The sequence below is a fragment of the Pseudomonas sp. SDO5532_S415 genome (genome assembly GCF_054071155.1).
This window is the reverse complement of the sequence record NZ_JBSVWS010000024.1, coordinates 1-23,540: the sequence shown is the minus strand read 5'-3', so window position 1 is coordinate 23,540 and position 23,540 is coordinate 1. Positions and strand designations below refer to the sequence as shown.

At 60.2% G+C, this 23,540-nt stretch carries 22 protein-coding genes and 1 pseudogene; 11 read left to right on the top strand and 12 right to left on the bottom strand.

Annotation, left to right across the window (positions count from 1 at the left end):
* Positions 1–6: 6 nt before the first annotated feature.
* The 7 genes and pseudogenes from ACW9HW_RS09130 to ACW9HW_RS09100 form a co-directional block, all read right to left on the bottom strand.
* Positions 7–1,257 (bottom strand): FAD-dependent oxidoreductase, encoded by a 1,251-nt coding sequence (locus ACW9HW_RS09130; protein WP_457399561.1) that lies wholly within the window; start codon positions 1,255–1,257, stop codon positions 7–9.
* Positions 1,246–1,410, bottom strand: a pseudogene (locus ACW9HW_RS09125) (rubredoxin); the annotation flags it as partial. The gene ACW9HW_RS09130 and the pseudogene ACW9HW_RS09125, both read right to left, overlap by 12 nt.
* 5 nt (positions 1,411–1,415) lie before the next feature.
* Positions 1,416–2,861 carry an aldehyde dehydrogenase family protein gene (locus ACW9HW_RS09120; protein ID WP_095193542.1) on the bottom strand — a complete coding sequence of 482 codons (1,446 nt, stop codon included), beginning with the start codon at positions 2,859–2,861 and terminating at the stop codon, positions 1,416–1,418.
* A 12-nt stretch (positions 2,862–2,873) separates the two neighbouring features.
* Complete coding sequence (locus ACW9HW_RS09115; protein WP_457399527.1) at positions 2,874–4,061, bottom strand: aromatic ring-hydroxylating oxygenase subunit alpha; 1,188 nt, start codon at positions 4,059–4,061, stop codon at positions 2,874–2,876.
* Between the two features lie 292 nt (positions 4,062–4,353).
* Positions 4,354–5,262: a LysR substrate-binding domain-containing protein gene (locus tag ACW9HW_RS09110; protein WP_095193541.1), complete on the bottom strand. Its 909-nt coding sequence runs from the start codon at positions 5,260–5,262 to the stop codon at positions 4,354–4,356.
* A gap of 614 nt (positions 5,263–5,876) precedes the next feature.
* The gene (locus ACW9HW_RS09105) at positions 5,877–7,220 is read right to left on the bottom strand and encodes a dicarboxylate/amino acid:cation symporter (RefSeq protein WP_457399525.1); all 1,344 of its coding nucleotides are present in this window, start codon (positions 7,218–7,220) and stop codon (positions 5,877–5,879) included.
* A gap of 107 nt (positions 7,221–7,327) precedes the next feature.
* Positions 7,328–8,383, bottom strand: coding sequence for a tartrate dehydrogenase (locus ACW9HW_RS09100; RefSeq protein ID WP_457399523.1), 1,056 nt, complete (start codon positions 8,381–8,383; stop codon positions 7,328–7,330).
* A 137-nt stretch (positions 8,384–8,520) separates the two neighbouring features.
* Between ACW9HW_RS09100 and ACW9HW_RS09095 the strand changes: the two genes are divergently transcribed.
* Entirely contained in the window at positions 8,521–9,429 is a 909-nt protein-coding gene (locus tag ACW9HW_RS09095; protein ID WP_095193537.1) for a LysR family transcriptional regulator, read from the top strand.
* Here the strand turns inward: ACW9HW_RS09095 and ACW9HW_RS09090 are convergent.
* Together ACW9HW_RS09090 and ACW9HW_RS09085 are read right to left on the bottom strand one after the other, a co-directional pair.
* The gene (locus tag ACW9HW_RS09090; protein WP_095193536.1) at positions 9,426–9,746 is read right to left on the bottom strand and encodes a DMT family transporter; all 321 of its coding nucleotides are present in this window, start codon (positions 9,744–9,746) and stop codon (positions 9,426–9,428) included. The two genes, ACW9HW_RS09095 and ACW9HW_RS09090, sit on opposite strands and share 4 nt — an antisense overlap.
* A 165-nt stretch (positions 9,747–9,911) precedes the next feature.
* A complete protein-coding gene (locus ACW9HW_RS09085; protein ID WP_137807588.1) occupies positions 9,912–10,367 on the bottom strand; it encodes a carboxymuconolactone decarboxylase family protein in 456 nt (151 codons plus the stop codon).
* Between the two features lie 119 nt (positions 10,368–10,486).
* Here ACW9HW_RS09085 and pdxR point away from each other — a divergent pair, with 119 nt between their 5' ends.
* From pdxR to ACW9HW_RS09070, 3 genes are all read left to right on the top strand, one after another.
* Positions 10,487–11,908: a MocR-like pyridoxine biosynthesis transcription factor PdxR gene (gene pdxR, locus ACW9HW_RS09080; protein WP_457399521.1), complete on the top strand. Its 1,422-nt coding sequence runs from the start codon at positions 10,487–10,489 to the stop codon at positions 11,906–11,908.
* Positions 11,909–12,020: 112 nt separating this feature from the next.
* Entirely contained in the window at positions 12,021–12,653 is a 633-nt protein-coding gene (locus ACW9HW_RS09075) for an FMN-dependent NADH-azoreductase (RefSeq protein WP_095193534.1), read from the top strand.
* Positions 12,654–12,678: 25 nt separating this feature from the next.
* Positions 12,679–13,284: an LOG family protein gene (locus ACW9HW_RS09070; protein ID WP_457399518.1), complete on the top strand. Its 606-nt coding sequence runs from the start codon at positions 12,679–12,681 to the stop codon at positions 13,282–13,284.
* Between the two features lie 91 nt (positions 13,285–13,375).
* On the opposite strand, the gene ACW9HW_RS09065 is transcribed toward ACW9HW_RS09070, so the two are convergent.
* The 3 genes from ACW9HW_RS09065 to ACW9HW_RS09055 form a co-directional block, all read right to left on the bottom strand.
* The gene (locus ACW9HW_RS09065) at positions 13,376–14,032 is read right to left on the bottom strand and encodes a hypothetical protein (protein ID WP_457399559.1); all 657 of its coding nucleotides are present in this window, start codon (positions 14,030–14,032) and stop codon (positions 13,376–13,378) included.
* Positions 14,033–14,754: 722 nt separating this feature from the next.
* Positions 14,755–15,171: an organic hydroperoxide resistance protein gene (locus ACW9HW_RS09060; protein WP_095193531.1), complete on the bottom strand. Its 417-nt coding sequence runs from the start codon at positions 15,169–15,171 to the stop codon at positions 14,755–14,757.
* A 671-nt stretch (positions 15,172–15,842) separates the two neighbouring features.
* Positions 15,843–16,172: a hypothetical protein gene (locus ACW9HW_RS09055; protein ID WP_095193530.1), complete on the bottom strand. Its 330-nt coding sequence runs from the start codon at positions 16,170–16,172 to the stop codon at positions 15,843–15,845.
* A 185-nt stretch (positions 16,173–16,357) separates the two neighbouring features.
* On the opposite strand from ACW9HW_RS09055, the gene potE reads away from it, so the two are divergent.
* The 7 genes from potE (at position 16,358) to ACW9HW_RS09020 (ending at position 23,168) form a co-directional block, all read left to right on the top strand.
* Positions 16,358–17,767, top strand: a complete 1,410-nt coding sequence (potE, locus tag ACW9HW_RS09050) for a putrescine-ornithine antiporter (protein WP_457399516.1) — start codon at positions 16,358–16,360, stop codon at positions 17,765–17,767.
* Positions 17,764–20,049, top strand: a complete 2,286-nt coding sequence (locus tag ACW9HW_RS09045; protein WP_457399514.1) for an Orn/Lys/Arg family decarboxylase — start codon at positions 17,764–17,766, stop codon at positions 20,047–20,049. Before potE ends, ACW9HW_RS09045 begins: the two co-directional genes overlap by 4 nt.
* 190 nt (positions 20,050–20,239) lie before the next feature.
* Positions 20,240–20,641 carry a hypothetical protein gene (locus ACW9HW_RS09040; protein WP_095193527.1) on the top strand — a complete coding sequence of 134 codons (402 nt, stop codon included), beginning with the start codon at positions 20,240–20,242 and terminating at the stop codon, positions 20,639–20,641.
* Positions 20,641–21,180, top strand: coding sequence for a phosphohydrolase (locus ACW9HW_RS09035; RefSeq protein ID WP_457399512.1), 540 nt, complete (start codon positions 20,641–20,643; stop codon positions 21,178–21,180). Before ACW9HW_RS09040 ends, ACW9HW_RS09035 begins: the two co-directional genes overlap by 1 nt.
* Before the next feature lie 205 nt (positions 21,181–21,385).
* Entirely contained in the window at positions 21,386–21,664 is a 279-nt protein-coding gene (locus tag ACW9HW_RS09030; protein WP_457399511.1) for a DUF3303 domain-containing protein, read from the top strand.
* 131 nt (positions 21,665–21,795) lie between these two features.
* Positions 21,796–22,335 (top strand): RNA polymerase sigma factor, encoded by a 540-nt coding sequence (locus ACW9HW_RS09025; protein ID WP_457399509.1) that lies wholly within the window; start codon positions 21,796–21,798, stop codon positions 22,333–22,335.
* An 83-nt stretch (positions 22,336–22,418) separates the two neighbouring features.
* Complete coding sequence (locus tag ACW9HW_RS09020; RefSeq protein WP_457399557.1) at positions 22,419–23,168, top strand: FecR family protein; 750 nt, start codon at positions 22,419–22,421, stop codon at positions 23,166–23,168.
* Positions 23,169–23,540 lie beyond the last annotated feature (372 nt).

Here is a 23,540-nt window from a genome sequence, read left to right as displayed (position 1 = left end):
CCAGCCTCAGGCGACAGCCTGCTGAGAGTTCTGACAGGACTGCAGTAATGCGCTGCGCTGCGTTTGCGCCTGGCGACCGAGCAGGACAAAGCCGTTGAGCCGGCCCTCGGCGTCATAGAAACCGGCGCTCATACCGTCTGGCGTCGGCGTGCATCGCCATTGCCCTTCTCCGGCCATCGCCGGCGCCAACAGGCACAGCGGCACGGCCGGGGTTTTCACCGTCACCGGCATCAACGGGTAGTCGACGTCGGTGGGCTGGCCGAGCAAGGTTTTGCTGAGTGCCTGAATGCCCTGGTTGATCGGCGCCAGATAAGGCAGCAACTGGCCGTCGATCTCAATGCAATCGCCCAAGGCGTAGATACCCGGTGCCGAGGTTTGCAGCCGGGCATTGACTTGAATGCCGCGTCCGACCGCCAGGCCAGCGCTCTGCGCCAGGCTCAGATCAGGACGCAGCCCGACCGCCGACAACACCAGATCAGCCTCAAGGATTTGGCCTCCCGCCAGTTTCAGGGCATAGCCCTGCCCGCTCGCTTCGATGGCCTCGACGGTGTTTTGCAGATGCCACTTCACCCCCAAGTCACTCAGTGCGTTTTGCAGAACCTGCCCCGCTTCGGCGGGCAACAGGCGTTCCATCGGCCAGCGACCCAGGCCGATGACATCCACGCTGAAACCGTTGTGGGCCAGGTCATTGGCAAACTCGCACCCGATCAGGCCATCACCCAGAATCGCCACACGCTGCACGCCGGTCAGACGCTCACGAAAGCCGTGGTAATCCTGCAGGTTGTTCACGCTGAGCATGGCCGCCGTCTCGCCCTGGATCGGCAGGCGGATAGGCTGGGCACCGCTGGCGAGGACCAGTTGGCCGAACTCCATCTCACCGAAGCTGGTGCGCAAGCGTCGCTTCGCGCTGTCGATGCCCAGCACCTTGCAATGGGGATAAACGCGGATGTTCAGCCGCTGTTCGATCGCCAAGGGTGATTCACCGGACAACGCCTCGGCACTTTTGCCCTGGGATAAACCGATCGACAGCGCCGGTTTCGAATACAGGTGCCCGGACTCCTGGGTCAGTACGCGGATCTCGACCTCGGGATCGGCCTTGCGCAATGCCTGGGCCAGGCCATAACCGGCATAACCGCTACCGATGATGACGATCGGCTGGCGCAGCAACGCTGGGATAACAGGCACGGCCAGTGGCGGCGCGCTGACCGGGACGCTGACAGCCGCAGCCGCCTCGGTGTACTCGCTGATATCGAGCATCTCGAAATCAGCCTTGCCGACGTGGCATTCCGGGCACACCCAGTCCTCGGGAACATCTTCCCAGCGCGTACCGGCGAGGATGCCATCCTCGGGCCAGCCCAACGCCTCGTCGTATATCAGACCGCAGACAATGCAAAGCCAAGTCTTGAACATGGTGCTCACTCCCCGGCGATCCGGATCGCCACGTTTTTGGTGCGCACGTAGCTGTACAAGGCTTCCTGACCCTTTTCCCGGCCGAAGCCCGACAAACCGACGCCACCAAACGGCGTTTCAATGCCACCGGCGTACCATTCGTTGACGAACACCTGGCCGGATTTCAAGCGACGGGTGCAGCGCATGGCGCGGCTGATGTCCTGGGTGAACACCCCGGCCACCAGGCCGAACTCGGTGCCGTTGGCGATGGCGATGGCCTCTTCTTCGGTGTCGAACGGCATGATCGCCAACACCGGTCCGAACACTTCTTCCTGAGCAATGCACATCTGTGGCGTGACATCGCGGAACACGGTCGGACGCATGAAGTGCCCGGCACGCTCGGCGAAGGCTTCGCCCCCGGTGACCGCGATGGCGCCGTCCTCCACGGCACGTCGGCACAAGGCTTCGATTCCCGCCAGTTGCCCGGCACTGACCACTGGTGTGAGGTCGGCGTTTTCAAAGCCTTCACCGACACTGAGCCCTTCGGCCAGGGCGACGACTGCCTCTACAACGTCTTCATAAATATCGCGCTGCACCAGCAGCCGCGACATCGCCGAACAGACCTGGCCGGCATTGAAGAAAATGCCCGACTTGACGCTGGCCAGCAGCTGCTCGCGATCGGCGTCGGCAAAGGCAATCGCCGCCGACTTGCCGCCCAACTCCATCACGCTGGGAATCGCATGCGCAGCGGCATCGCGCAAAATCGACTGGCCCGTCGGCACGGAACCGGTGAACACGATCTGATCGACGCCACGGTGGCTCACCAGATGCGAACCGACTTCGCGACCACGACCGCAAATCAGGTTGACCGCGCCCTGGGGCAAACCGGCATTGGCAATGGCGCGGATCAGCACGCACATGCCCAGCGGTGAAAGCTCAGGCGACTTGATCACCACCGCATTGCCGGCCGCCAGGGCCGGCGCCAGCGAACGGGCACAGATCGACACCGGAAAGTTCCACGGCACGATCTGCGCCGACACGCCCATCGGGTCGTACAGCGTGAAATCCATGTAACCGTTGCCCAGCGGGATCGAGGTGCCTTCGATCTTGTCCGCCATGCCGGCGTAGTACTCGAAGTAGCGCGCCGCCTCGATGAACTCGTCCTTGGCATCGATCAGGCGCTTGCCGTTTTCCTGGCAGAGCACCCAGGCGCCCTCATCCGCCACGGCACGAATTTCCTCGGCGATACGCAGCAGCCAGGTGACCCGCTGCGCCGGACGCACCCGGGTCAACTCACCGCTGTCAGCGCAGCGTCGGGCCGCCTGCACGGCACGCTCGGCATCGGCCACGGTGGCCTGGGCGATGGTCGCCAACGGCTCGGCGGAGCCTGGGTTGTTCACCGTCAGGCGCTGGACGCTGTCACTCCATTGCCCGTCGATGTAGTTGAGCCAGTGAGAGGCTATCGGATACATGGGACAACCTCCTCAGGCAGACGGCGTGGTGGCGAGCAATTGACGTGCGGCCCACTGGTGGAAGAAGTGCGTCGGGATGTCCATTTCCGGGGAGAACGCGCCGCCCTTGTAGCCTGGGGAATGCCGGCCCTTCTGCATGCCTTCGACCGAGCTGATGTCTTCGGCGAACACCACTTTCCAGGATTCCAGGATCGCATCGCGGCAGGCGCTGAACTCTGCGCTGCTCGCGGCTTCGTCGCCGACATAGAACAGGCGCAAGTGCTCGATGGTGCGTCCCGGCGAAACCGGTTCAAGCTGCATGGCGAAGGCGTGGTCAGCCTGGATGCCGAGCAAGACGTTCGGGAAAAACGCCACGTATTCGGCATTGCGCAGGCGGTCCAGCGGCCAGCCCGGGAATTTCGGCAGGTGCGTTCCGGCCACGTCCGACAGGTTGTAGGCGTAGCTGCCCTGGCCGGCGAAGTGTTCGTCGAAAATGATGTTGTAGTGATCTTCCAGACGCGAATACGAGTTCAGGCTCGGGTGTACCCACGGCAAGTGATAGGCCTCGCAGTAGTTCTCTACGGCCAGCTTCCAGTTGCAGTTGATGTCCAGCGTGGTGGCGTCGTGGCCGGGACGACGGCGCAGCAGGCTCATGCCGTCTTCCCCGAGAAACTGGGTCCAGCGTTGGGTCAACGGGGCGAGCATGTCTTCGAGCGGCTGCGCATCACCGGACAGGTTGATGAACACCATGTCCATCCAGATGGCGCTGCGAATGCCTTTCAAACCGTGTTTCTCACAGGCGAAACGCTCATCCTTGTGCTGATCGATACCGCCGACGTGAGGCGTGCCGCGCAGGCCGCCGTTGAGGTCGTAAGTCCAGGAGTGGTAAGGGCAGCGAATGACGCCTTGCACCTCACCGGCCTCCTCCACCAGCTTCATGCCGCGGTGGCTGCACACGTTATGGAACACCTGCACCAGGCCTTCGCGATTGCGCATCAACAGCAGCGGCAGGCCCATGAAGTCGATCGGCTTGACCGAACCGGCCTTGCCCAGATCACTGGCAAAACCAACGCAGGCCCAGGTCTTGCCCATGACCTGATCGCGCTCGAGTTCGAAGTACCGTTGTTCGGTGTAGAACTCGTTGCTCAGGCCGGTGGCTTCATGAATCGGATTGAGGACAGTTTCAAGGTGATGCACAGGAATTTGCTGGATGGTGCTCATTATTGTTTTCCCCTGCTGGGCACGGTTTGGAATGTTCGGCAGGCTCGCTGGCCAGGTCCGCTGGCGGCAAGTTTCGGAAAACGGGAGGGGTGTCGACAAACGATATTTCGGGAGGGATTCATGACTTTTGATCATGAATAGACACTTTTTCGAAGTAACACATAAGCTCTGTTGGAGCGAGCTTGTCTCCGGGCGGCGTTCCGACGATGGTCGCTAACGATCAAAAGTGCTGTCTGAATGACCGCGTTGCCTGGACGTTTTTCGCGAGCAGAGCTCGCTCCTACAGGTGGTGCTACGGCGTCGACGGGAGTTGATTCATCAGCCAACTACGAAAACGTTTCACGCTTTGCCGCATACCGCCGCGGGACAGCGGTTCAAGCAGGCAAAACTGCGCATCGGTGCGCAACACGGCATCCAGCGGCCGCACCAGCGCGCCGCTTTGCAGGTAGTCATCGACAAGGTTCGACCAGGCCAGCGCAATGCCCTGCCCATTCATGGCCGACTGGATCACCATCGAATAACTGTTGATATTGATCCGGCGCTTGGGCTCGACGTTTTTCAGCCCCTGGCTCTGGAACCATTCGGACCAGCCGATCCAGTCCCGCTGCGGATCGTCGAGGACCAGCCAGGTGCAGGCCGCCAGGTCGGCAGGCGTGTTCAAGGCCGGATGTTTCGCCAGGTACGCGGGGCTGCACACCGGGTAGACCTCTTCGGAAAAAAGAGGCGTGACCTGCATTTCCCGCGGCGGCGTACTGCAGTAATACAACGCCAGGTCACAATCCAGGCGCGAGAAATCCTTGACCTGATCATGGGCGATGATGCGCAGATCGATCTCTTCGTTTTCACGTTGAAACTCGGTCACTTTGGGCAGCAACCACAGCGACGCCATCGCCGTACTGGTGGCCACCGTCACTTGCTCGGCGCCCTGCCAATGACGAATTTCACCAGTGGCCTGCGCCACTTGCAGCAAGGAGGCGCGAACCGTTTCGTAATATTGACTGGCTGCCGGACTCAGGTGAATGGTGCGGGTCGTGCGTTCGAACAAGACCTTGCCCAGGTAATCTTCGAGCAGGCGTACCTGGCGGCTGATTGCGCCCTGGGTCACGTTCAATTCTTGCGCGGCCAGGGTGAAACTCAAGTGGCGCGCGGCGGCTTCAAACGCGACCAGACTATTGAGTGGCGGCAGAGGATGGATTTTCATACAGGCAAGGTCACGTCGTTGTTTTGGTTTTATCGCGGGAGTTTAGCCCTTGGTGGTGGAGGTGGACAGCGGCGGCTTCAGGCGCGCTTGGGGATTGGGCGCATATCCATTATTTGAGTGAGGGCGACCAATGGTCGTGGGTCGCCGCGATGGGCCATCGTGGTTTAACGGGGGCGCCTGCAATCAAAAGCCAAAGCGAGGCGGCCTGACAGCCGACCTGGCTTTTGCAGATGTACGCCAATCCCCTGTGGGAGCGAGCCTGCTCGCGAAAGCGGTCTGACAGCGAACATTAATGGTGACTGACACGACCCCTTCGCGAGCAGGCTCGCTCCCACAGTTGGATCGCAGATAGGCCCGCAACCCAGGTCGGCTGTCAGGCCGCCTCGCTTTTGCTTTGCTCTGCTTTTGATCTGCCCCGTCGGAAGGCCGAGCGCATTTCTGTAGGAGCGAGCTTGCTCGCGATGGACGTCAACGATAACGCGCTCTGCCTGGATGATCGTGTCGTCCAGACGTTTTTCGCGAGCAAGCTCGCTCCTACAGGCTTTTCCAAATGACCCGCCGTTAGGGCGGAACCGTTTGCAGCTGTTACCGCAGGAATGGATATGTACCCAATCCTATGCCCGAGAGGCATTTTTCAGGCTCACCGACAAAGGAGCAGCCACTACCGATGTCGGCACAATCACATCATTCACCTGCCCTACCTCCACCACCTCCCCATTCAACGCCTTGTGCATTTTTACCGTATCCAGCGCCCCCACCCACTTGGCAATCGCCATGGTGCCGACACCATTGCCGATGGTATTGGTGATCGCACGCGCTTCCGACATGAACCGATCAACACCCAGCAGCAACACCATGCCCGCCACCGGAATCGTACCGAGGGACGACAGCGTGGCCGCCAGAATGATGAAGCCGGAACCGGTGACGCCCGCCGAGCCCTTGGAGGTGAACATCAGCACCGCCAGCACGATCAATTGATCGGTCAGGGTCAGTGGCGTGTTGGTCGCCTGGGCAATGAAAATCGCCGCGATGGTGTAGTAGATGGCCTGCCCGTCCGGATTGAAGGTCAAGCCGGAGGGAATGATCATCCCGGCGACGGGTTTGGAAACGCCGGCCTTTTCCATCTTGGAGATCATCTGCGGCAGCACCGATTCCGAAGAGCTGGTGCCCAGCACGGTGAACAGTTCTTCCTTGATGAACTTGAGGAATTTCCACAGGCTGAAACCGCTGTAGCGGCAGATCGGCCCCAGCACAAAAATCACAAACACCGCACAGGTCAGGTACACGCAAGCCATCAGCTTGCCCAGGGAGAACAGCGAGCCAAAACCGTACTTGCCGATGGTGAATGCAATGGCACCGAATGCGCCGATCGGCGCCAGGCGCATGACCATGTTGACGATGCGAAACATGCCCTGCATCAGGCTGTCCAGGGTGTCGACGAACGCTTTGCCGCGCGGTCCGACATGGGCCAGGGCGATGCCCAGCAGAATGGAAAACAGCAGGATTTGCAGGACGTTGCCCTTGGCGAAGGCATCGACAATGGTGTCGGGGATGATGTTCATGACGAAGTCCATGAACGAGGCATGCTTGCCTGCCGTGGTGTACGTGGCGATGCTGGCGGTATCGAGCGTGGCGACGTCAATGTTCATGCCGGCACCGGGTTTGAACACATCGACCACCACCAACCCGAGCACCAGCGCCAGGGTCGATACCACTTCGAAATACAGCAGCGCGCGAAAGCCGACCCGACCCAGTTCCTTCATGTTTTCCATGCGTGCGATGCCCGTGACCACCGTCAGGAAAATCACCGGCGCGAGGAGCATCTTGATCAGTTTGATGAACGCGTCGCCCAACGGTTTGAGCGCGGTTCCGGTTTCGGGTACGAAGACCCCGACGATGGCACCGAGGATCACGGCGAGGAGTACTTGTACGTAGAGTTTGCCGAATATTCTTTTCATGACAGGGCCCTGATTTTTTATTGTTGTCAGGAAATGCCCTGGGGTCGGACACGCATGTCCGCCCCCGGGCGTTGTGCCGCAGTACTACTTTGAATCGCTGGAAAATATCAGCGGTTGATCAACGCAATCACCGCGTCGGTGATCTGCCGTGTGGTGGCGTTGCCGCCCAGGTCCGGGGTGTGCAAACCGCTTTCGGTGACGGCCTCGATGGCCGACATCAGGTGCTTCGCCGCAGCGGCTTCGCCCAGGTGCTCGAGCATCATGGCCGCGGTCCAGAAGGTCGCTATCGGGTTGGCCACGCCTTTGCCGGTGATGTCGAAGGCCGAGCCGTGGATCGGCTCGAACATCGACGGGAACTTTCGCGAAGGGTTGAGGTTGGCGGTCGGCGCTATGCCCAGGCTGCCGGACAGCGCGGCGGCCAGATCCGAGAGGATATCGGCGTGCAGGTTGGTGGCGACGATCACGTCCAGGGTCGACGGCTTGAGCACCATGCGCGTGGTCACGGCGTCGACCAGCTCCTTGTCGATCTTCACGTCCGGGAAGTCCTTGGCCACTTCGTAGAAAATCTCGTCCCACAGCACCATGCCGTGGCGCTGGGCGTTGGACTTGGTGACCATGGTCAGGTGTTTGCGCGGGCGGCTTTGCGCCAGTTCGAAGGCGAAGCGGTGAATGCGCTCGACCCCGGCCCGGGTGAACACCGAGACTTCGGTGGCGACTTCTTCCGGCAGGCCACGGTGCACGCGGCCGCCGTTGCCGGAGTACTCGCCTTCGGAGTTTTCCCGCACCACCACCCAGTCGATCTGGTCACCGTTGTGCAGCGGGCTTTTCACCCCCGGCAACACGCGGGCTGGACGCACATTGGCGTATTGGTCGAAGCCCTGGCAGATCGGCAGGCGCAGGCCCCACAGCGAAATGTGGTCCGGGACGTTGAGCGCACCGACCGCACCGAAGAAAATCGCGTCGAAGGTTTTCAGTTCTTCCAGGCCACCTTCGGGAATGTAGTAGCCGTTCTTCAGGTAGTTATCGGAGTTCCAGTCGAAGTGTTTGAAATCCAGTTCAAAGCCGGATTTTTTCGACAGGGCCTGCAGCACCTCGACGCCTGCGGCGATCACTTCCACACCGATACCGTCACCTGGCACTGCAGCGATTTTGTATGCGCTCATTGTTGACTCCACTCTTGTCGATTTCTTGTTGTTCCCGTCGAACCGGACTGTTCAGGCAGGGTGTGAGCGGAGTATATGTAGTGAACAAATAGGTGTGAGTTCCTCCAAATCACTACATAAATAACTTTGAGTTACGAATGAGCCAAACCCTGGATTTGTCTTTTTTCTACCTGTTGGCCAACAAAGGCAGCCTCGCGGCGACCGCCCGGGAGTTGGGCATCACGCCTCCGGCGGTGAGTAAGCGCCTGACGGCATTGGAAGCGCGCCTGGGCATCCGCCTGGTCAACCGCACCACGCGCTCGATGAGCCTGACCTCCGAAGGCGAGCTGTATTTCTCCCAGGCGGCGCGCATCCTCACCCAGATCAATGAACTTGAGCAGTTGGTCAGCAGCAGCCGCGCGACACCCAAGGGCCTGATTCGGGTCAATGCTTCCCTCGGCTTTGGCCGCCGCCACATCGGCCCTGCCCTCGCCGCGTTCTACGCGCAATACCCGGAAGTGGAAATTCAGCTGGAGATCAGCGACCACCCGCTGGACTTGACCACCCACGGCTTCGATTTGGGCATTCGCTTCGGCACCCTGCCCGACGCGGCTTTCCATGCACGCAAGATCGCCTCCAACCGCCGCTTGCTGTGTGCCTCGCCGTTGTACCTGGACAAATTCGGCACCCCGCAGAAGCTCAGCGACCTGCAAAACCACAACTGCATTTTCATCCGGCAGAACGAGTCGCCCTATGGCGTCTGGAGCTTCACCAACGGCGGACACACCGACAACATCAAGGTGCATGGCGCCCTGGGTTGCAACGATGGCGAGGTGGCCCTGAACTGGGCGCTGGAGGGGTTCGGGATATTGCTGCGGGCCGAATGGGACATCGCCCGCTATGTGCGCAGTGGCCGCTTGCGCCTGGTGCTGGAAGACCAGACGCCGACCCGCGCCGACGTGTATGCGGTGTACCCGCAACAGCTGCATTTATCGGCGCGGGTGCGCAGCCTGATCGACTTTCTGATCGAACGCTTCAAGCACATCGACAACGTCGAGGACAGCTAATGGGCTGACACCAGTTTGAGCCCGATGACCCCGGCCAGAATCACGCCGATGCAGAGTATCCGCAGCGGCGCCGTGGAGTCGCCCAGCAACGCCATACCGACAATCGCAGTACCCGCCGCGCCGATGCCGGTCCATACCGCGTACGCCGTGCCCACCGGCAAGGTGCGCAACGAGAGTGAAAGCAGAAAGACGCTCGACAGACCGGTGACGACCGTCAGGACGCCGGGGACCAGCCGTGTGAAACCTTCGGAACCCTTCATGTAGAAGGCGAAGGCGATTTCCAGAATGCCAGCGATGCCAAGCAGTGCCCAGGCCATATTCAACAACTCCTTCTTGGATCAATGAGAAACCTGTGGCGAGGGAGCTCGTCGGAGCGCCGCATCGTCCCGCTTGAGTGCGAAGCACTCACAAAAACCGTTTGGGGCCGCTGCGCAGCCCAGCGTCGGAACGCCGCCCGGAGCAAGCTCGCTCGCCACAACGGGTCAGGCTTTTTCAGCGGCCGCCGGTTTCGAACGGAACGCCACGCCGAACCGATTGAAGGCGTTCATCAAGCCAATGGCATAGGTCAGGTCCGCCAGTTCCTTTTCGCTGAACACCGCCGCCACGGCGGCATAGTCGGCATCGGCCACGCCGGTATCAGCAACTTGCGTGACGCATTCCGCCCAGGCCAGGGCCACGCGTTCGCGGTAGGTGAATACATCCCCGGCGTCGCGCCAGACCGGCACCAGCACCATTTTTTCAACGGCAACGCCAAGCTTGATCAAGTCCCGCGAATGCATGTCGATGCAAAACGCACAGCCGTTGATTTGCGAAACCCGCAGGTAAACCAGGTCGATCAGCTCGGTGGGCAAGCCGGTCTTGAGCAGGTAGCCGTACACGTTGCCGAAAGCCTTGTAACCTTCAGGGGCAGCGCTGGCGTAGTCGATACGTTGAGTCATGATCAATCCTCGGATTTGCTGTTTGGAGGACTGCATCGTGGGGCTGCTTGGCCCATTGGAAAAGATCCATATTCCAGCTAATGTCCTGGGCCATGATTGCTTTTTTCCAGAGCCAGCCCATGACAAACCCTGCCCTCAACAACCTTTCCCCTCTCGATCCCACGTCGACTGAGCCGATTTACCGGCAAATCTACTGGCGGTTCCGCAGAGCGATTTGCGAGGGTGTGCTGGTGCCAGGCGAGCGCATTCCTGCGGCCCGGGCACTGGCCAAAGAGCTTGGGCTGGCACGCGGCACGATCGATACCGCGTACTCGTTGCTGGCGGCTGAAGGTTACATTCAATCCCGTGGCCAGGCCGGCACGGTGGTGGCCGAGGGGATGAATGTCAGGACTGGTAGTGCCCGGACCGAACAGCCTTCGAGTTCACCCACCGCTGCGTCGATCCGGCACAAGGCGCCCGTGCTGCCCTTTCAAATGGCGCTGCCCGCGCTGGATGCGTTTCCGCGAAAAATCTGGGCGCAGATCGGCGCGCGATGCGTGCGTGCCACACAGATTCCGGACATGGCTGCCCCGTCGGCCAAGGGGCTGGAGTCATTGCGCAATGCGATTGCCACCTACCTGCAGGTGGCGCGCGGCATCACCTGCCAGCCTTCGCAAGTGTTCGTGACCACGGGCTATCGAAACACCCTGGGGTTGATCGTTCACGCGCTGCTCAATCCGGGCGACCAGATCCTCGTCGAGGATCCGGGTTACCCCCCTACTCGCCAGTTACTGGAACATTTGCACCTCCAGCTTGCCCCGGTTCCGGTGGACCAGGACGGCATGCAGGTCGCACAGGGCGTCAGCCAAACACCGAACGCACGCGCCGCCGTGGTCACACCGGCTCATCAGAGCCCGCTGTGCGTGTCGCTATCGCTGCCGCGGCGCCTGGAGCTGCTTGAATGGGCGGCCCGCCAGCAAGCGTGGATCATCGAGGATGACTACGACGGCGAATACCGCTATGTCAGCCGACCGCTGCCCGCGCTCAAGAGCCTGGATCGCGATGGTCGCGTACTCTATGCCGGCACCTTCAGCAAAGTGCTGTTTCCCGGTATCCGCCTCGCCTATCTGGTGGTGCCGCCCGGGCAGGTCGAACGCTTCGAGCGGATCAGCCAGACCTTCTTCGGAGGCTGCCCGGAACTGACCCAGGCCATCGTCGCGACGTTCATGACCGACGGCCATTTCGCCCGGCATATCCAGCGCATGCGCAAACTCTACGGCGAACGCCGCGAAGCGACGGTGAGAGGGCTGAAGAAAGTCTTGGGCGACCACATCCACATCGATGCCCAACCCGGCGGCATGCACCTGAATCTGCGGCTTGCGCAGCCTCAGTCAGACCTTGAGCTGGTCGAACGCCTGCTGCAGGCGGGTATTTACGCCGAACCCCTGAGTGAATGCTGCATCGCTTCGCCAACACTGTGCGGGCTGATGCTGGGTTTCGCCAACATCGACTCGCAGGCCGCCGCCGAACAGCTGGGGAAACGCATTCTGGCGTTGATCTGACCGCGCCCGCCCAGAATCATGGCCTGGTCAAGCAGGCAATTCTTGGCTCTTTGTCGCTAGTCCAAGCGGCCACATCATGCAGACCCTGCCTCCACCAACAGCGAAGGGTCCCATGAAAATACTGCGCGTGATTTGCAGCCCGCGAGGGACAGCCTCCGAGAGCTATCGGCTCTCGCAAACCCTCATCAAGCACCTGATCGACAGCCATCGCATCAGCGATTTCATGATCACCGAGCGTGGCGTCACCGGGCTTGCGCATATCGATGCCGACTATGCCGAAGCGGTGAGCAAACGCCGCGACCCGTCCAGCACCATGGCCACCCGCGGCGCCCTGTGGCAGTCCGAGCAATTGATTCGCGAGTTGGAAAACGCCGACTGCGTCGTGATTGCCACCCCCATGCACAACCTGATGGTGCCCTCGGCGTTGAAGGCCTGGCTCGACCATGTGATCCAGGCAGACCGGACCTTTCGCATCACCGCTGAAGGCAAGGTCGGCGCCCTGCGCGATCGGCCGGTGTTTATCGCTGTCGCCTCAGGCAGCACGTTCACCGGCGTCGATGCCCAGCAACCGGACTTCTTGCGGCCTTGGCTGACGACCGTACTGGCAAGCATCGGCTTGCGTGACCTGAGGTTTTTCACCGTGGAGGGGACCGGGCAAAAACCGGAAATCTTGAATGCCACCCGGGAAAAAACCGAGCGCGAAGTCGCGCGGCATTTCTCCAGTCCCGCGCCAGTACCGGCCTGAACCCGCCTCCACCAGGAAACATTCGATGACCAACGCTTCTGCCCTGCGCAGCATTGCCGTGTTCTGCGGCTCCAACGACGGCTTCAATCCCGATTATGTCGAAGGCGCCCGCGCCTTGGGTCGGGAGATCGCCCGGCGCAATTTGCGCCTGGTGTATGGCGGCACCCGCAAGGGCTTGATGGGTGTCATCGCCGATAGCGTGCTCGCCGAGGGCGGTCAGGTCATCGGCATCATCACGCGCCTGCTGTTCGAACTCGGGCATGTGCACGAAGGGCTGGCCCGCTTTGAAGTGACACAGGACATGCGCAGCCGCAAGGCGCGCATGAGCGAATGCGCCGATGCCTTTATTGCCTTGCCGGGCGGGCTGGGAACCTTTGAGGAATTGTTTGAAGCGGCGACGCTGACGCAACTGGGTGAACACCGAAAAGCTGTTGCGTGCCTGAACATCCGTGGATTTTTCGATCCGGTGCGCAGCCTGCTCGATCACGCGGTGAAGGAAGGCTTCATGAAGGCCGAACACAACGAGATGCTGATGTTCAACACCGACCCTTCAGCCCTGATCGATGCGCTTGAACGGTGGCAGGCACCGACCGTCACCAAATGGATCGGACCGGTGCCCGTCACCGATTGATGTGCAGCTTTCAGGTCCTGGCGACGCTGCTCCCGAAAATTTTCGCCAAGGCCTTTTTTACATCAGCGCCCACGAGGCAGGCGCTTGTGTCTTACCTGGCCTGGTGCGCGCCTGCACTTGCCCACTGCGGCGCAATGAACGTGTTATGGCGCTTGGCTCGCTGCGTCAGCGCCAGCATCGTCAGGAAGCCCAGCACGATCAGCAGCGGATACGCCATCAACAGTTCGGAGAGAGAATACTTCCAGGCCAGCGGACGCCCGACACCGAGCAAAGCGGCATACATCCAGGACACCGCCGACAGCGAGCCACAAAACAGTGCCAGCATCCGCGCACTGAACCCGAGGTTGAGCAAGGAGCCTGCCTTTTGCAGCGCCGGCAATACCAGGCGGTGCAGCACAATACCGTTGTACGTCAGCAGCAGGACAATAATCACCTTGGCGTGAAGCTTGGGATTCATGAAGTACTCCATGCCTTTGCCCAGGTAATCGATGCCAATGATGGCGGTGCCTGTCACCCATAGACCGATCAATGCCATGACGACAGACCGCTGAAGACTCTCCATGTGGGCATGATCATGTTCAGTGAACGCCTTGCGTTTCAACATATCCCTGACCATCGCAATATCACTGGTCAGCACTAAGCCAATCGCCACACAACAGGCGAGCAAATGAGCGTAAAGGACACCCAGCCGCAAAAACTCCATGAATTCTTTATGTTCGATCAGGCTCATAATTGTATTTATCGCCACGGGTATTTTTCTCCACCTTATTCGACAGTACAGATCGGCCAATCAACAGGGAATTTCTTTTGAACAACCCTGAACGACCTTGCTCATACAAGAAAACCAAACAACAGGTTTATTATCGAAATCCTATTGTTCCAGTTAAGGAATGGGTGACAGCTTAGTTAGCGCCTCTCAAATTTTTGGTAAAAAAATCCCCATTTGCATTCACTGCATTTGAGGTTCGGGTTCCACTGCTTTTCTGCGATTTCAAGAGCAGGCCATGGGATGACGTGCTGCAGAATCTGAGGGCCGCAGCCCAGGAATGTTCATTTTTTGATCTTGCCACCGACAAGCGGTCGCAGGCGGGAGGGCCAGTGGCAACGGTATTAACCCATCAACTTCCCCGTCGACGCCCATTCTAACTGAGCTGGTTAACTTACATGACAATCGACATAATTAATTGGATCCGCTAGTTGCTACACAAGCAAAAACGAAGAGCAACTGTCATTACGCCCTTGCCATTAAAACAGTCATACTATTTTTGAAAAGATTGGATCCCCAAGACAGACCGGCACGAGACAAGTGCATGTTTGCCTCACCCGACGAACCAACTTCGCACTTCAATATCTTGCGAAATAGTTTAAATCACAACCGCTCAACACACTTACATCCGTTCGCCATCGAATGTATTCAGGCCCTGGCGACACTGCTGCCGAATGTTGTCGCCAAGACCTTTTTATTTCAACTCAGACGAGCTTGACCACCACGTTGATGTTGTTGCGCGTGGCTTTCGAATACGGGCAGTACTTGTGCCCGGTATCGACGAGTTTCTGCGCGGTTTCACGATCCAGTCCCGGCAGGCTGACATTGAGCCGGGCTTGCAGCAGGTAGCCACCTTCATTGGTGCCCAGGTCAACTTCGGTATCGACGGCCACATCCTTGGGCAGCGCCACCTTCAACTCTTTGGCCGCCACACCCATCGCACCGATAAAGCAGGCTGACCAACCGGCGGCGAACAGTTGCTCCGGATTGGTCCCCCCGCCATTGGTGCCCGGTGACGACAGTTTCACATCCAGAATGCCGTCGGAGCTCCTGGACGCGCCGTCCCGGCCGCCGGTGGTATGGGTTTTGGCGGTATACAGTACTTTGTCGAGCTGGGTCATGATGATCTCCTGATTGAAATGAGGTTTATGCACTTTCAGGTGAATCAGAAATTCGGTGTTCCGGGCTGATGCCGGTCATTCAATATAGACGTCGCTGGTCAACCGGGTGCTCGATCCGACAAAGACCATCCTGTGGGAGCAAGCCTGCTCGCGAAGGCTTTGTGTCAGGCGACGTGATTTTTGAAGGTGTACATATCCATTTCTTCGGTAACGGCCACTAATGGTTCCGCTCTTACATCTATGCCGGGTTGCCCACTGCGCAGAACCGGAACGAAGCCTCTCAAAGGGGGCGAGCACCTCGCAAAGCCAAGACGAGGCGGCCTGACAGCCGACCTGACTTTGGCGGATGTGCAAATTCCACTGTGGGAGCGAGCCTGCTCGCGAAGACGGCCCGACTGCCAACCTGATTTCGCGGATGTATTCATTCTGCTTCAGGAGCGATGCTTGTCTCCGGGCGGCGTTCCGACGATGAACGTCCAGACAACGCAATCATCCAGACAGGGCGCGTTATCGTTGACGTCCTTCGCGAGCAGGCTCGCTCCCACAAGGGATCCGGCGCACCCGTCAACCCTGTGTCCGGTCCGTACAGGCTTTTCCAAAGTAACTCGCCGTAAGGGCGAAACCGCCAGCTGCCATTACCGAAGAAATGGATATATCCCCCACATCCCAAACTACTTACGCGCCAACTTATACCTCACACAATCCTCATAAAAACTCTCCCGAACCGCCGCAGGCTTGATCCTCGTCGGGCTGTCGTAAGTTTGCTCGGTAATCCCCATCGCCATCATCCGCATCCACGATTTGGAAAACTTGTAAGACTGAATTTTCTGCCGCGCCGCATACAAGGAAACCCCGGATAACTTGAGTTCCTGTGCTCTAGCCGCCGTCCCCGCCCCCCAACTGCACATATAACGATCATTGGGCTTCAGTTCTTTGGCCTGGGCAATCACTGCAAAACCCGCGACGCCAACCGAGATCAGCGCGATCCATATATTGCGCATTCACTTTCCACCCTAAGCGCCTGAAATTGCAGCGATTCTGGCGACAAGCGAGCAACCTGGGGGCCAGCATAATGCCTTATCGGGAAAACACTGATCCGGGTCATCAGACAAAAGTCATTTTCTTGCGACATTTCAATCCCTTGCTATAGCTATGAGTCTCTTCTGCCAACTAATGGGGCAATGGAATGTCAGTCGCGAAGAAAATGAGTGTGGGGCAACTGACAATGTTGACTGCCGTCAACATGTTGGGTTCAGGCATAGTGCTACTACCGTCAAAACTGGCGGAAGTCGGCGCCATTTCCATTCTTTCCTGGCTGGTGACAGCCACCGGATCCCTCGCACTGGCCTATGCCTTTGCCCGTTGCGGAATGCTCAGTCACAAAACAGGTGGCATGGGTGGTTATGCGGAGTACACCTTCGGCAAGGCTGGCAACTACCTCACCAACTACACCTATGGCCTATCGCTGTTGATTGCCAACGTGGCGATCAGCATCACGGCGGTCGGCTACATCCAGGAGCTGTTCCATATCGAGCTGGATTCCCTGCAGGTGGGTCTGGCGACTATCGCGCTGCTGTGGATCACCACTTTTGCCAACTTTGGCGGCGCGCGCATTACCGGGCGGATCGGGTCCGTCACGGTGTGGGGAGTGATTGCGCCGGTGGTGTTGGTGTCCACCGTCGGCTGGTTCTGGTTCGACAGTAGTATCTATGCCGCCGGCTGGAATCCCCACGACAAGAGCTGGTTCGAAGCCGCGGGCGCCTCGGTGGCGATCACCCTGTGGGCGTTCCTTGGCCTGGAATCGGCCTGTGCCAACACCGACGCGGTGGAAAACCCCGAAAAGAACGTGCCGATCGCAGTCCTCGGCGGCACCCTCGGCGCGGCGGTGATCTACATCGTTTCCACCAACGTCATCGCCGGCATCGTCGACAACCCCGAACTCGCCGCCTCCACCGCCCCGTTCGGGCTGGTTTTCGCCAAGATGTTCACCCCGCTGGTCGGTGACATCGTGATGAGCCTGATGGTGCTGGCGTGTATCGGTTCGCTGCTGGGTTGGCAGTTCACCATCGCCCAGGTCTACAAAAGCTCGGCAGATACCGGCTACTTCCTGTCGATCTTTGCCAAGGTCAACAAGTCCGGCACACCGATTATCGGCATGCTGGTGCTGCTGGCCGCGCAGACGGCGTTGGGCCTGCTGACCATCAGCCCGGATCTGAGCAAGCAGTTCGACACCCTGGTCAACCTCGCGGTGGTCACCAATCTGGTGCCGTATATCCTGTCCATGGCCGCCCTGATGACCCTGCAAAAAGTGTCGAACGTGCCCGCCGGCAAAGCGCTGGTCACCAACATCGTGGCCTGGGTCGCGGCGGCCTACAGCTACCTGGCGCTCTACAGCTCCGGGGAGCAGGCGCTGATGCTGGGCGGCCTGGCAACTATCTTCGGCTACACGATATTCGGCTTCGTCAACAACCGCCTGATCCGGCTCGAAGCCATCAATAACAGCGTGCCGACGCAAACTGTCAGCGCACGGCACATCACTGGCGAACCGGTGCCGGTTCACCGCTTGAAAAAAGCAACGCTGGAGATTCAACCATGATGGAACATGCACACACCCTCGGCATGCTCGCGCTGCTGGTCAGCAACCCGGCAGACATTCGCACGGGCTTCGGGCGGGCGCTGAATCAGCTGGTCAATGATGTGGAGGAACGCTCGATCCGGGTACTGACCTCGGACAGCTTGAGTGACGCCACGTCGATCCTGCGCTCGGACCCGGCCATCCAGTGCGTGCTGCTCAGTTGGGAAATGGACAACAGCGAAGGCAATGACGAATGCATCAAACTGCTGACCAGCCTGCGCGAGCGCAATACCCGCGTACCGGTGTTTCTGGTCAGCAACCGTAGTACCGCGTCCGATATACCGCTGCGGGTCATGCAACACGCCGATGACTTCATGTCGCTGCCCGAAGACACCAGCCGTTTCCTCAGCGGCCGTATTCTGGCGGCCATCGAGCGCTATCGCCAAGCCGCGCTGCCACCGATGTTCGGCGCGCTGGTGAAGTTTTCCAACACCTATGAATACTCCTGGCACACCCCCGGCCACGCCGGTGGCACGGCGTTTTTGAAGAGCACCGCCGGGCGCGCGTTTTATGAATTCTTCGGCGAAAACCTGCTGCGCTCCGACCTGTCGATTTCCGTCGGCGAACTCGGTTCGCTGCTCGATCACAGCGGCCCCATCGGCCAGGGTGAGCGTTATGCCGCCAAGGTCTTCGGTGCACATCGCACCTATTACGTGACCAACGGCTCCTCGACTTCCAACCGCGTCATCCTGATGGCCAGCGTCACGCGCAATCAGATCGCCCTGTGCGACCGCAATTGCCACAAGTCCGCCGAACATGCGATGACCCTGTCCGGCGCCATCCCGACCTACCTGGTGCCGACCCGCAACCGCTACGGCATCATCGGCCCGATCCTGCCGCAAACCCTGAGCGCCGAAGGCGTGAAAACGGCTATCGCCAACAACCCGCTGGTCAAGTCCGGCATCGACCCGAAGCCCGTGCACGCGATCGTCACCAACTCCACCTACGACGGTTTGACCTACAACGTCACCCGCGTCGAACAGCTGTTGGGCCAGAGCGTCGACCGCCTGCATTTCGATGAAGCCTGGTACGGTTATGCGCGGTTCAACCCGCTGTATCGCGAGCGTTTCGCCATGCATGGCAGCCCGGACGATCACGACGACTCCAGGCCCACCGTGTTTGCCACGCAATCGACCCACAAGCTGCTGGCGGCCCTGTCCCAAGCCTCGATGATTCATGTGCGCAACGGCCGCAATCCGATCAACCATGCACGTTTCAACGAGTCGTTCATGATGCACGCCTCGACCTCGCCGAACTACGCGATCATGGCCTCCTGCGACGTCAGTGCGGCGATGATGGAAGCACCCGGCGGGCAGATCCTGACCAGTGAATCCATCGAAGAAGCCGTCGCCTTCCGTCAGGTCATCTCGCGCATGCACAACGAGATGGCGAGCAAGGACGACTGGTTCTTCACCTGCTGGCAGCCGCCCTCGGTGCAGGTGGGCAATGCCTCGGTGCCGTTCCACGAAGTAGACCCGTCGCGGCTGAAAACCGAACCCGATTGCTGGGTGCTGCACCCTAACGAGGTATGGCACGGCTTCGGCAACATCGAGGATGGCTACTGCATGCTGGACCCGATCAAGGTCTCGGTGCTCACCCCTGGCATGGGCGAGGACGGCAACCTGCTCGCCTCGGGTATCCCGGCCTGTGTACTCACGGCATACCTCGGGCGCCAGGGCATCGTTGTCGAGAAAACCACGGACTTCACCATCCTGTTCCTGTTCTCCATCGGCATCACCAAAGGCAAATGGGGCACGCTGGTCAATGCTCTGCTCGACTTCAAACGCGACTATGACGACAACGTTGAACTGGCGTTGAGCCTGCCGGACCTGCTGGCCGGCAACCAGACGCGTTACGCCGGCATGGGCCTCAAGGACCTGGCCGACGAAATCTTTGCCGCCATGAAGAAACACAAGACCACCGCCCACATGGCCCACGCCTTCGGCACACTGCCCAAGGCCGAATTCAGCCCGGTGGAGGCTTACGAGAAACTGGTACGCAACGACATCGAACGGGTTACTTTGGAAGAAGCCGCCGGTCGCATCGCCGCCACCGGCATCGTGCCGTACCCACCGGGCATTCCGTTGCTGATGCCAGGCGAGAACGCCGGGGCCGCAGATGGACCGTTGCTGGCCTATCTCAAGGCGCTGGAAGCCTTCGACAAATCCTTCCCGGGCTTCACCCATGACACTCATGGGATCGAAGTCGAGGCCGGGGTTTATCGGATGCTGGTCTTGAAATAGCGGGTTCACGCCTGCCCCATGTGGGAGCGAGCCTGCTCGCGAAGACGGACTTTCTGACACATCGATTTTGAATGTGCTACCGCCTTCGCGAGCAGGCTCGCTCCCACAAGGGACCTCATCCCACAATAGATTTCCATCAGTCCAAAACCCTATGGGCAAAGTCGATCACAGCGCTCTATGATTGAACCCCATGACCCTCTCTGCTCAGATCCGCCAACCCTGCCCGCCCGGTGCCTGCGATTGCGGGCGTGACCCGTTGCTGGAAACACCGGGGGCGGACGTGCGCATTCTGTTTTTGACCCGCACGGAAGAAAAACGCCTGATCGAGCGCCTGGAAAACCTTTCGAGCTTCCAGGACCTGGAACACCTGCAACGGCGGATGTTCGAGCAACTGGGCATCCGCGTCGACATCGTCCCCAGTTTCAACGAAGTGCGAACCATGCGCGGCATCGGCATCTACGTCGGCGATCTGCCGGGACTGTGCCGCAAAACCCGCGCTTCCATTCCGGCCGCGATCCGCCGCGCCATGGAAAAGCGCCCGGAAATCGCCTACGACGTGCTCAACGCCAACGACCTGTTGCGGGATGCGTGATGAACCCCATTCTCGAATTCCCCATCACCGACGAGATACTCACCTCGTTCGCGCTGGCGATCGGCCCTGACTTGCCGGGCTATCGCAATCACATCTATCGGGTGTTGAATTTCTATTGCGCGCTCAGCGGGACTGAAGGCCCGCCCGGTGACGCGGTGCAGATCGCCGCGGCGTTCCACGACCTGGGCATCTGGACCGACGACACCCTCGACTACCTGCCGCCGTCAGTTGGCCTGGCCATGCATTACCTCGAAACCCGGCACCGCACGGAGCTGGCCGGCGAAGTGAGCGCCTTGATTCTGGAACACCACAAGGTGCGCGCCTATCGGTCCTCCCACACGGCAACCGTCGAGCCTTTCAGGCAAGCCGACCTGATCGATGTGTCCTTGGGACTGGTGCGCTTCGGCCTTCCCCGGGCGTTCATCAAAACCGTGCAATCGACGTTTGCTGATCACGGTTTCCACGCCATGCTGATCAGGCTGTCCGCCCGTCAATTCATCCGTTCCCCGCTGCGTCCACTGCCCATGTTTCGCTGGTGAAACAGACAGCTTTTTCCAACCTCAAAAATCCCCTGGAACAGGATCAGCGGTCGTACACGCGATGCGGCGCGCTGCTATGCCTTCACATGGGAGACTTCGCTGCACACCAGCCAGGACGGAACTGGAAACCGAGTGCAAACCTGGCCCCGGCGCCAGCCAGGTGCGCCAAGGAAATCAGGTGCCGATGCGCAACAGGAGGTGGCCGATGTTATTCATAGTCAATTGGACGCTGAGTCCGGAAAATCGCAACCGTGCGATCGAGCGTTTCCTCAAGACCGGTGGCGCGCCCCCCACAGGCGTCAAGCTGATCGGGCGCTGGTATGCCGTTGGCGGCGCGGCGGGCTTTGGCGTGGCCGAGGCCGGTGACCCGGCATTGATCCAGAAGTGGGTACTGGACTGGAGCGACCTCATGAAAATGGAAGTCCAGGTCGCGTTGACCGACGAACAGATGGCGCCGCTGCTGGCAGGCGTTTCCGGAAAATAACCGCCAGGCAGGCGGCGAGCGCCGTTCGCCGCCTCCCTGTTCCTATTCAAGACAGACTGTATTGCGCGGACTATGAATGAAAAGCTTTCTCATTTATATTGCCTGTCGCTCTGCCTCGCCTCAGGTCTGTCATGCCCTTCGATCCTGTCAAACCCTCGCTGATCAGCACCCTGGTGCGTCATTACGACGAACTGGTCGACCATGTTCGTCGGCGCTTCGGTGATCGGGGGTTTGCTCGCGAGGTGGTGCATGACGTTTGCGTGCAGTTGCTGGAGAAACGCGAAAAGGACAACGTCCATACGCCCCTGGCGCTGCTGCGCAAGATTTCCCACGATCAGGCGGTGAGTCGTTATCGCAGCGAGCGGCGCCACCAGGCCTGGGTGGTGGCCATGCCCGAGTTGCCCGAAGCGACTTGCCAGGCACCGTTGCCCGCCCGGCAGTATGAAGCGGCCCGGGAGTTCGAGCGTCTGGCGCAGGCCATAGGCGAACTGCCGTCACGCTGCCAGATGGTGTTCGTCATGCATAAAATCCACGAATTGCCCCAGGCCGAAGTGGCCGCGCGGATGGGTATTTCCTTGAAAACCGTGGAAAAACACCTGCGCCTGGGCCTGGCCGCCTGTCGCGCCCACCTTGATCGTGCGGTACCCGATGACACGGAGCGTGCCCAGTGAGCCAATCGCCAGCCCCAACGCCATTGTCCCGCGAAGAAGAAGCCCTGGCCCGCCACCGAGAAGAGTTGCGCAACCGCTTTCCGATGCCAACGCCCACCCCGCGCAAGCCACGCAAGGCACTCGGCGCAGCGGTGTTGCTGGTGCTGCTGGGCGCGGGGTTGGCGTGGTTCGATCCGGCGTATCAGCGTGAGCAGTACCACACCGTGACCGGCGAGCGCCGGGTGGTGAAACTGGTCGACGGCAGCCGCATGACCCTCGACAGCGACAGCCGGGTCACGGTCGCCTGGCACCTGCGCTCACGGCGGGTGCAACTGCAAACCGGACAGGCGCTGTTCGATGTGTCCAAAACGCTTGTCCGCCCCTTCCAGGTCGATGCCGGTGTCGCACAGGTCAATGTGTTGGGCACGCTGTTCAGCGTCAGCCATTTCGATGACGCGGTGCGGGTGACTCTGGTGCGCGGTGCCGTCAGCGTCAATGACACCACCGAAGCCGGGCACAGCGTGCAGCTAGTGCCAGGTCAGCAGGTCGACGTGCGCCAAAAGCTTCTGCAGTCACCGGTCACCGTCGACACCGACGCGGCCATTGCCTGGAAGGACAGCCGGCTGATCTTCGAGCGCACACCGCTGGCCGAAGCCCTGGCGCAGATCCAGCGTTACCGCAAGCCGGCGATTGTCCTCGATGACCCGAGCCTGGCCAGCCTGCCGATCAGCGGCGTATTCGATAACCGCAACGTCGAGGACCTGCTGAACCTGTTGCCGAGCATATTGCCGCTGAGCCTCAGCACCGAGTTCGATGGCACCCTGCATGTGCGGCGCAAGGCAACGAAGAAATAAACGCCGATAGAGATGTGAGGCTGTTCGCTTGCAAGAAACGGGATTGGGGGCATATCCGTTGCTGCGGTAACGGCTGCTGGCGGTTTCGCCCTTACGGCGAGTCACTTTCGAAAATCCGGAATGCCGGCCCAGACGAAAGTAACCAAAGCGCTCTTGCCCCACCACTCGGTGCCTCGCCCAGGCTCGGCATGCCCTCACTCCAGCATTGCTCCGTGGGCCGCCGCGATGGGCCATCGTGGTTTAACGGGGCGCCTGGATCAAAAGCAAAGCGAGGCGGCCTGACAGCCGACCTGGCTTCGGCAGATGTGCTCATTCCGCTGTGGGAGCGAGCCTGCTCGCGAAGGACGTCAACGATAACGCGCCCTGTCTGGA

Coding starts and splice junctions, on each gene's coding strand:
- ACW9HW_RS09130 (WP_457399561.1), bottom strand. CDS start 1,257: ATGCTCGATATCAGCGAGTACACCGAGGCGGCTGCGGCTGTCAGCGTC.
- ACW9HW_RS09120 (WP_095193542.1), bottom strand. CDS start 2,861: ATGTATCCGATAGCCTCTCACTGGCTCAACTACATCGACGGGCAATGG.
- ACW9HW_RS09115 (WP_457399527.1), bottom strand. CDS start 4,061: ATGAGCACCATCCAGCAAATTCCTGTGCATCACCTTGAAACTGTCCTC.
- ACW9HW_RS09110 (WP_095193541.1), bottom strand. CDS start 5,262: ATGAAAATCCATCCTCTGCCGCCACTCAATAGTCTGGTCGCGTTTGAA.
- ACW9HW_RS09105 (WP_457399525.1), bottom strand. CDS start 7,220: ATGAAAAGAATATTCGGCAAACTCTACGTACAAGTACTCCTCGCCGTG.
- ACW9HW_RS09100 (WP_457399523.1), bottom strand. CDS start 8,383: ATGAGCGCATACAAAATCGCTGCAGTGCCAGGTGACGGTATCGGTGTG.
- ACW9HW_RS09095 (WP_095193537.1), top strand. CDS start 8,521: ATGAGCCAAACCCTGGATTTGTCTTTTTTCTACCTGTTGGCCAACAAA.
- ACW9HW_RS09090 (WP_095193536.1), bottom strand. CDS start 9,746: ATGGCCTGGGCACTGCTTGGCATCGCTGGCATTCTGGAAATCGCCTTC.
- ACW9HW_RS09085 (WP_137807588.1), bottom strand. CDS start 10,367: ATGACTCAACGTATCGACTACGCCAGCGCTGCCCCTGAAGGTTACAAG.
- pdxR (WP_457399521.1), top strand. CDS start 10,487: ATGACAAACCCTGCCCTCAACAACCTTTCCCCTCTCGATCCCACGTCG.
- ACW9HW_RS09075 (WP_095193534.1), top strand. CDS start 12,021: ATGAAAATACTGCGCGTGATTTGCAGCCCGCGAGGGACAGCCTCCGAG.
- ACW9HW_RS09070 (WP_457399518.1), top strand. CDS start 12,679: ATGACCAACGCTTCTGCCCTGCGCAGCATTGCCGTGTTCTGCGGCTCC.
- ACW9HW_RS09060 (WP_095193531.1), bottom strand. CDS start 15,171: ATGACCCAGCTCGACAAAGTACTGTATACCGCCAAAACCCATACCACC.
- ACW9HW_RS09055 (WP_095193530.1), bottom strand. CDS start 16,172: ATGCGCAATATATGGATCGCGCTGATCTCGGTTGGCGTCGCGGGTTTT.
- potE (WP_457399516.1), top strand. CDS start 16,358: ATGTCAGTCGCGAAGAAAATGAGTGTGGGGCAACTGACAATGTTGACT.
- ACW9HW_RS09045 (WP_457399514.1), top strand. CDS start 17,764: ATGATGGAACATGCACACACCCTCGGCATGCTCGCGCTGCTGGTCAGC.
- ACW9HW_RS09040 (WP_095193527.1), top strand. CDS start 20,240: ATGACCCTCTCTGCTCAGATCCGCCAACCCTGCCCGCCCGGTGCCTGC.
- ACW9HW_RS09035 (WP_457399512.1), top strand. CDS start 20,641: ATGAACCCCATTCTCGAATTCCCCATCACCGACGAGATACTCACCTCG.
- ACW9HW_RS09030 (WP_457399511.1), top strand. CDS start 21,386: ATGTTATTCATAGTCAATTGGACGCTGAGTCCGGAAAATCGCAACCGT.
- ACW9HW_RS09025 (WP_457399509.1), top strand. CDS start 21,796: ATGCCCTTCGATCCTGTCAAACCCTCGCTGATCAGCACCCTGGTGCGT.
- ACW9HW_RS09020 (WP_457399557.1), top strand. CDS start 22,419: ATGCCAACGCCCACCCCGCGCAAGCCACGCAAGGCACTCGGCGCAGCG.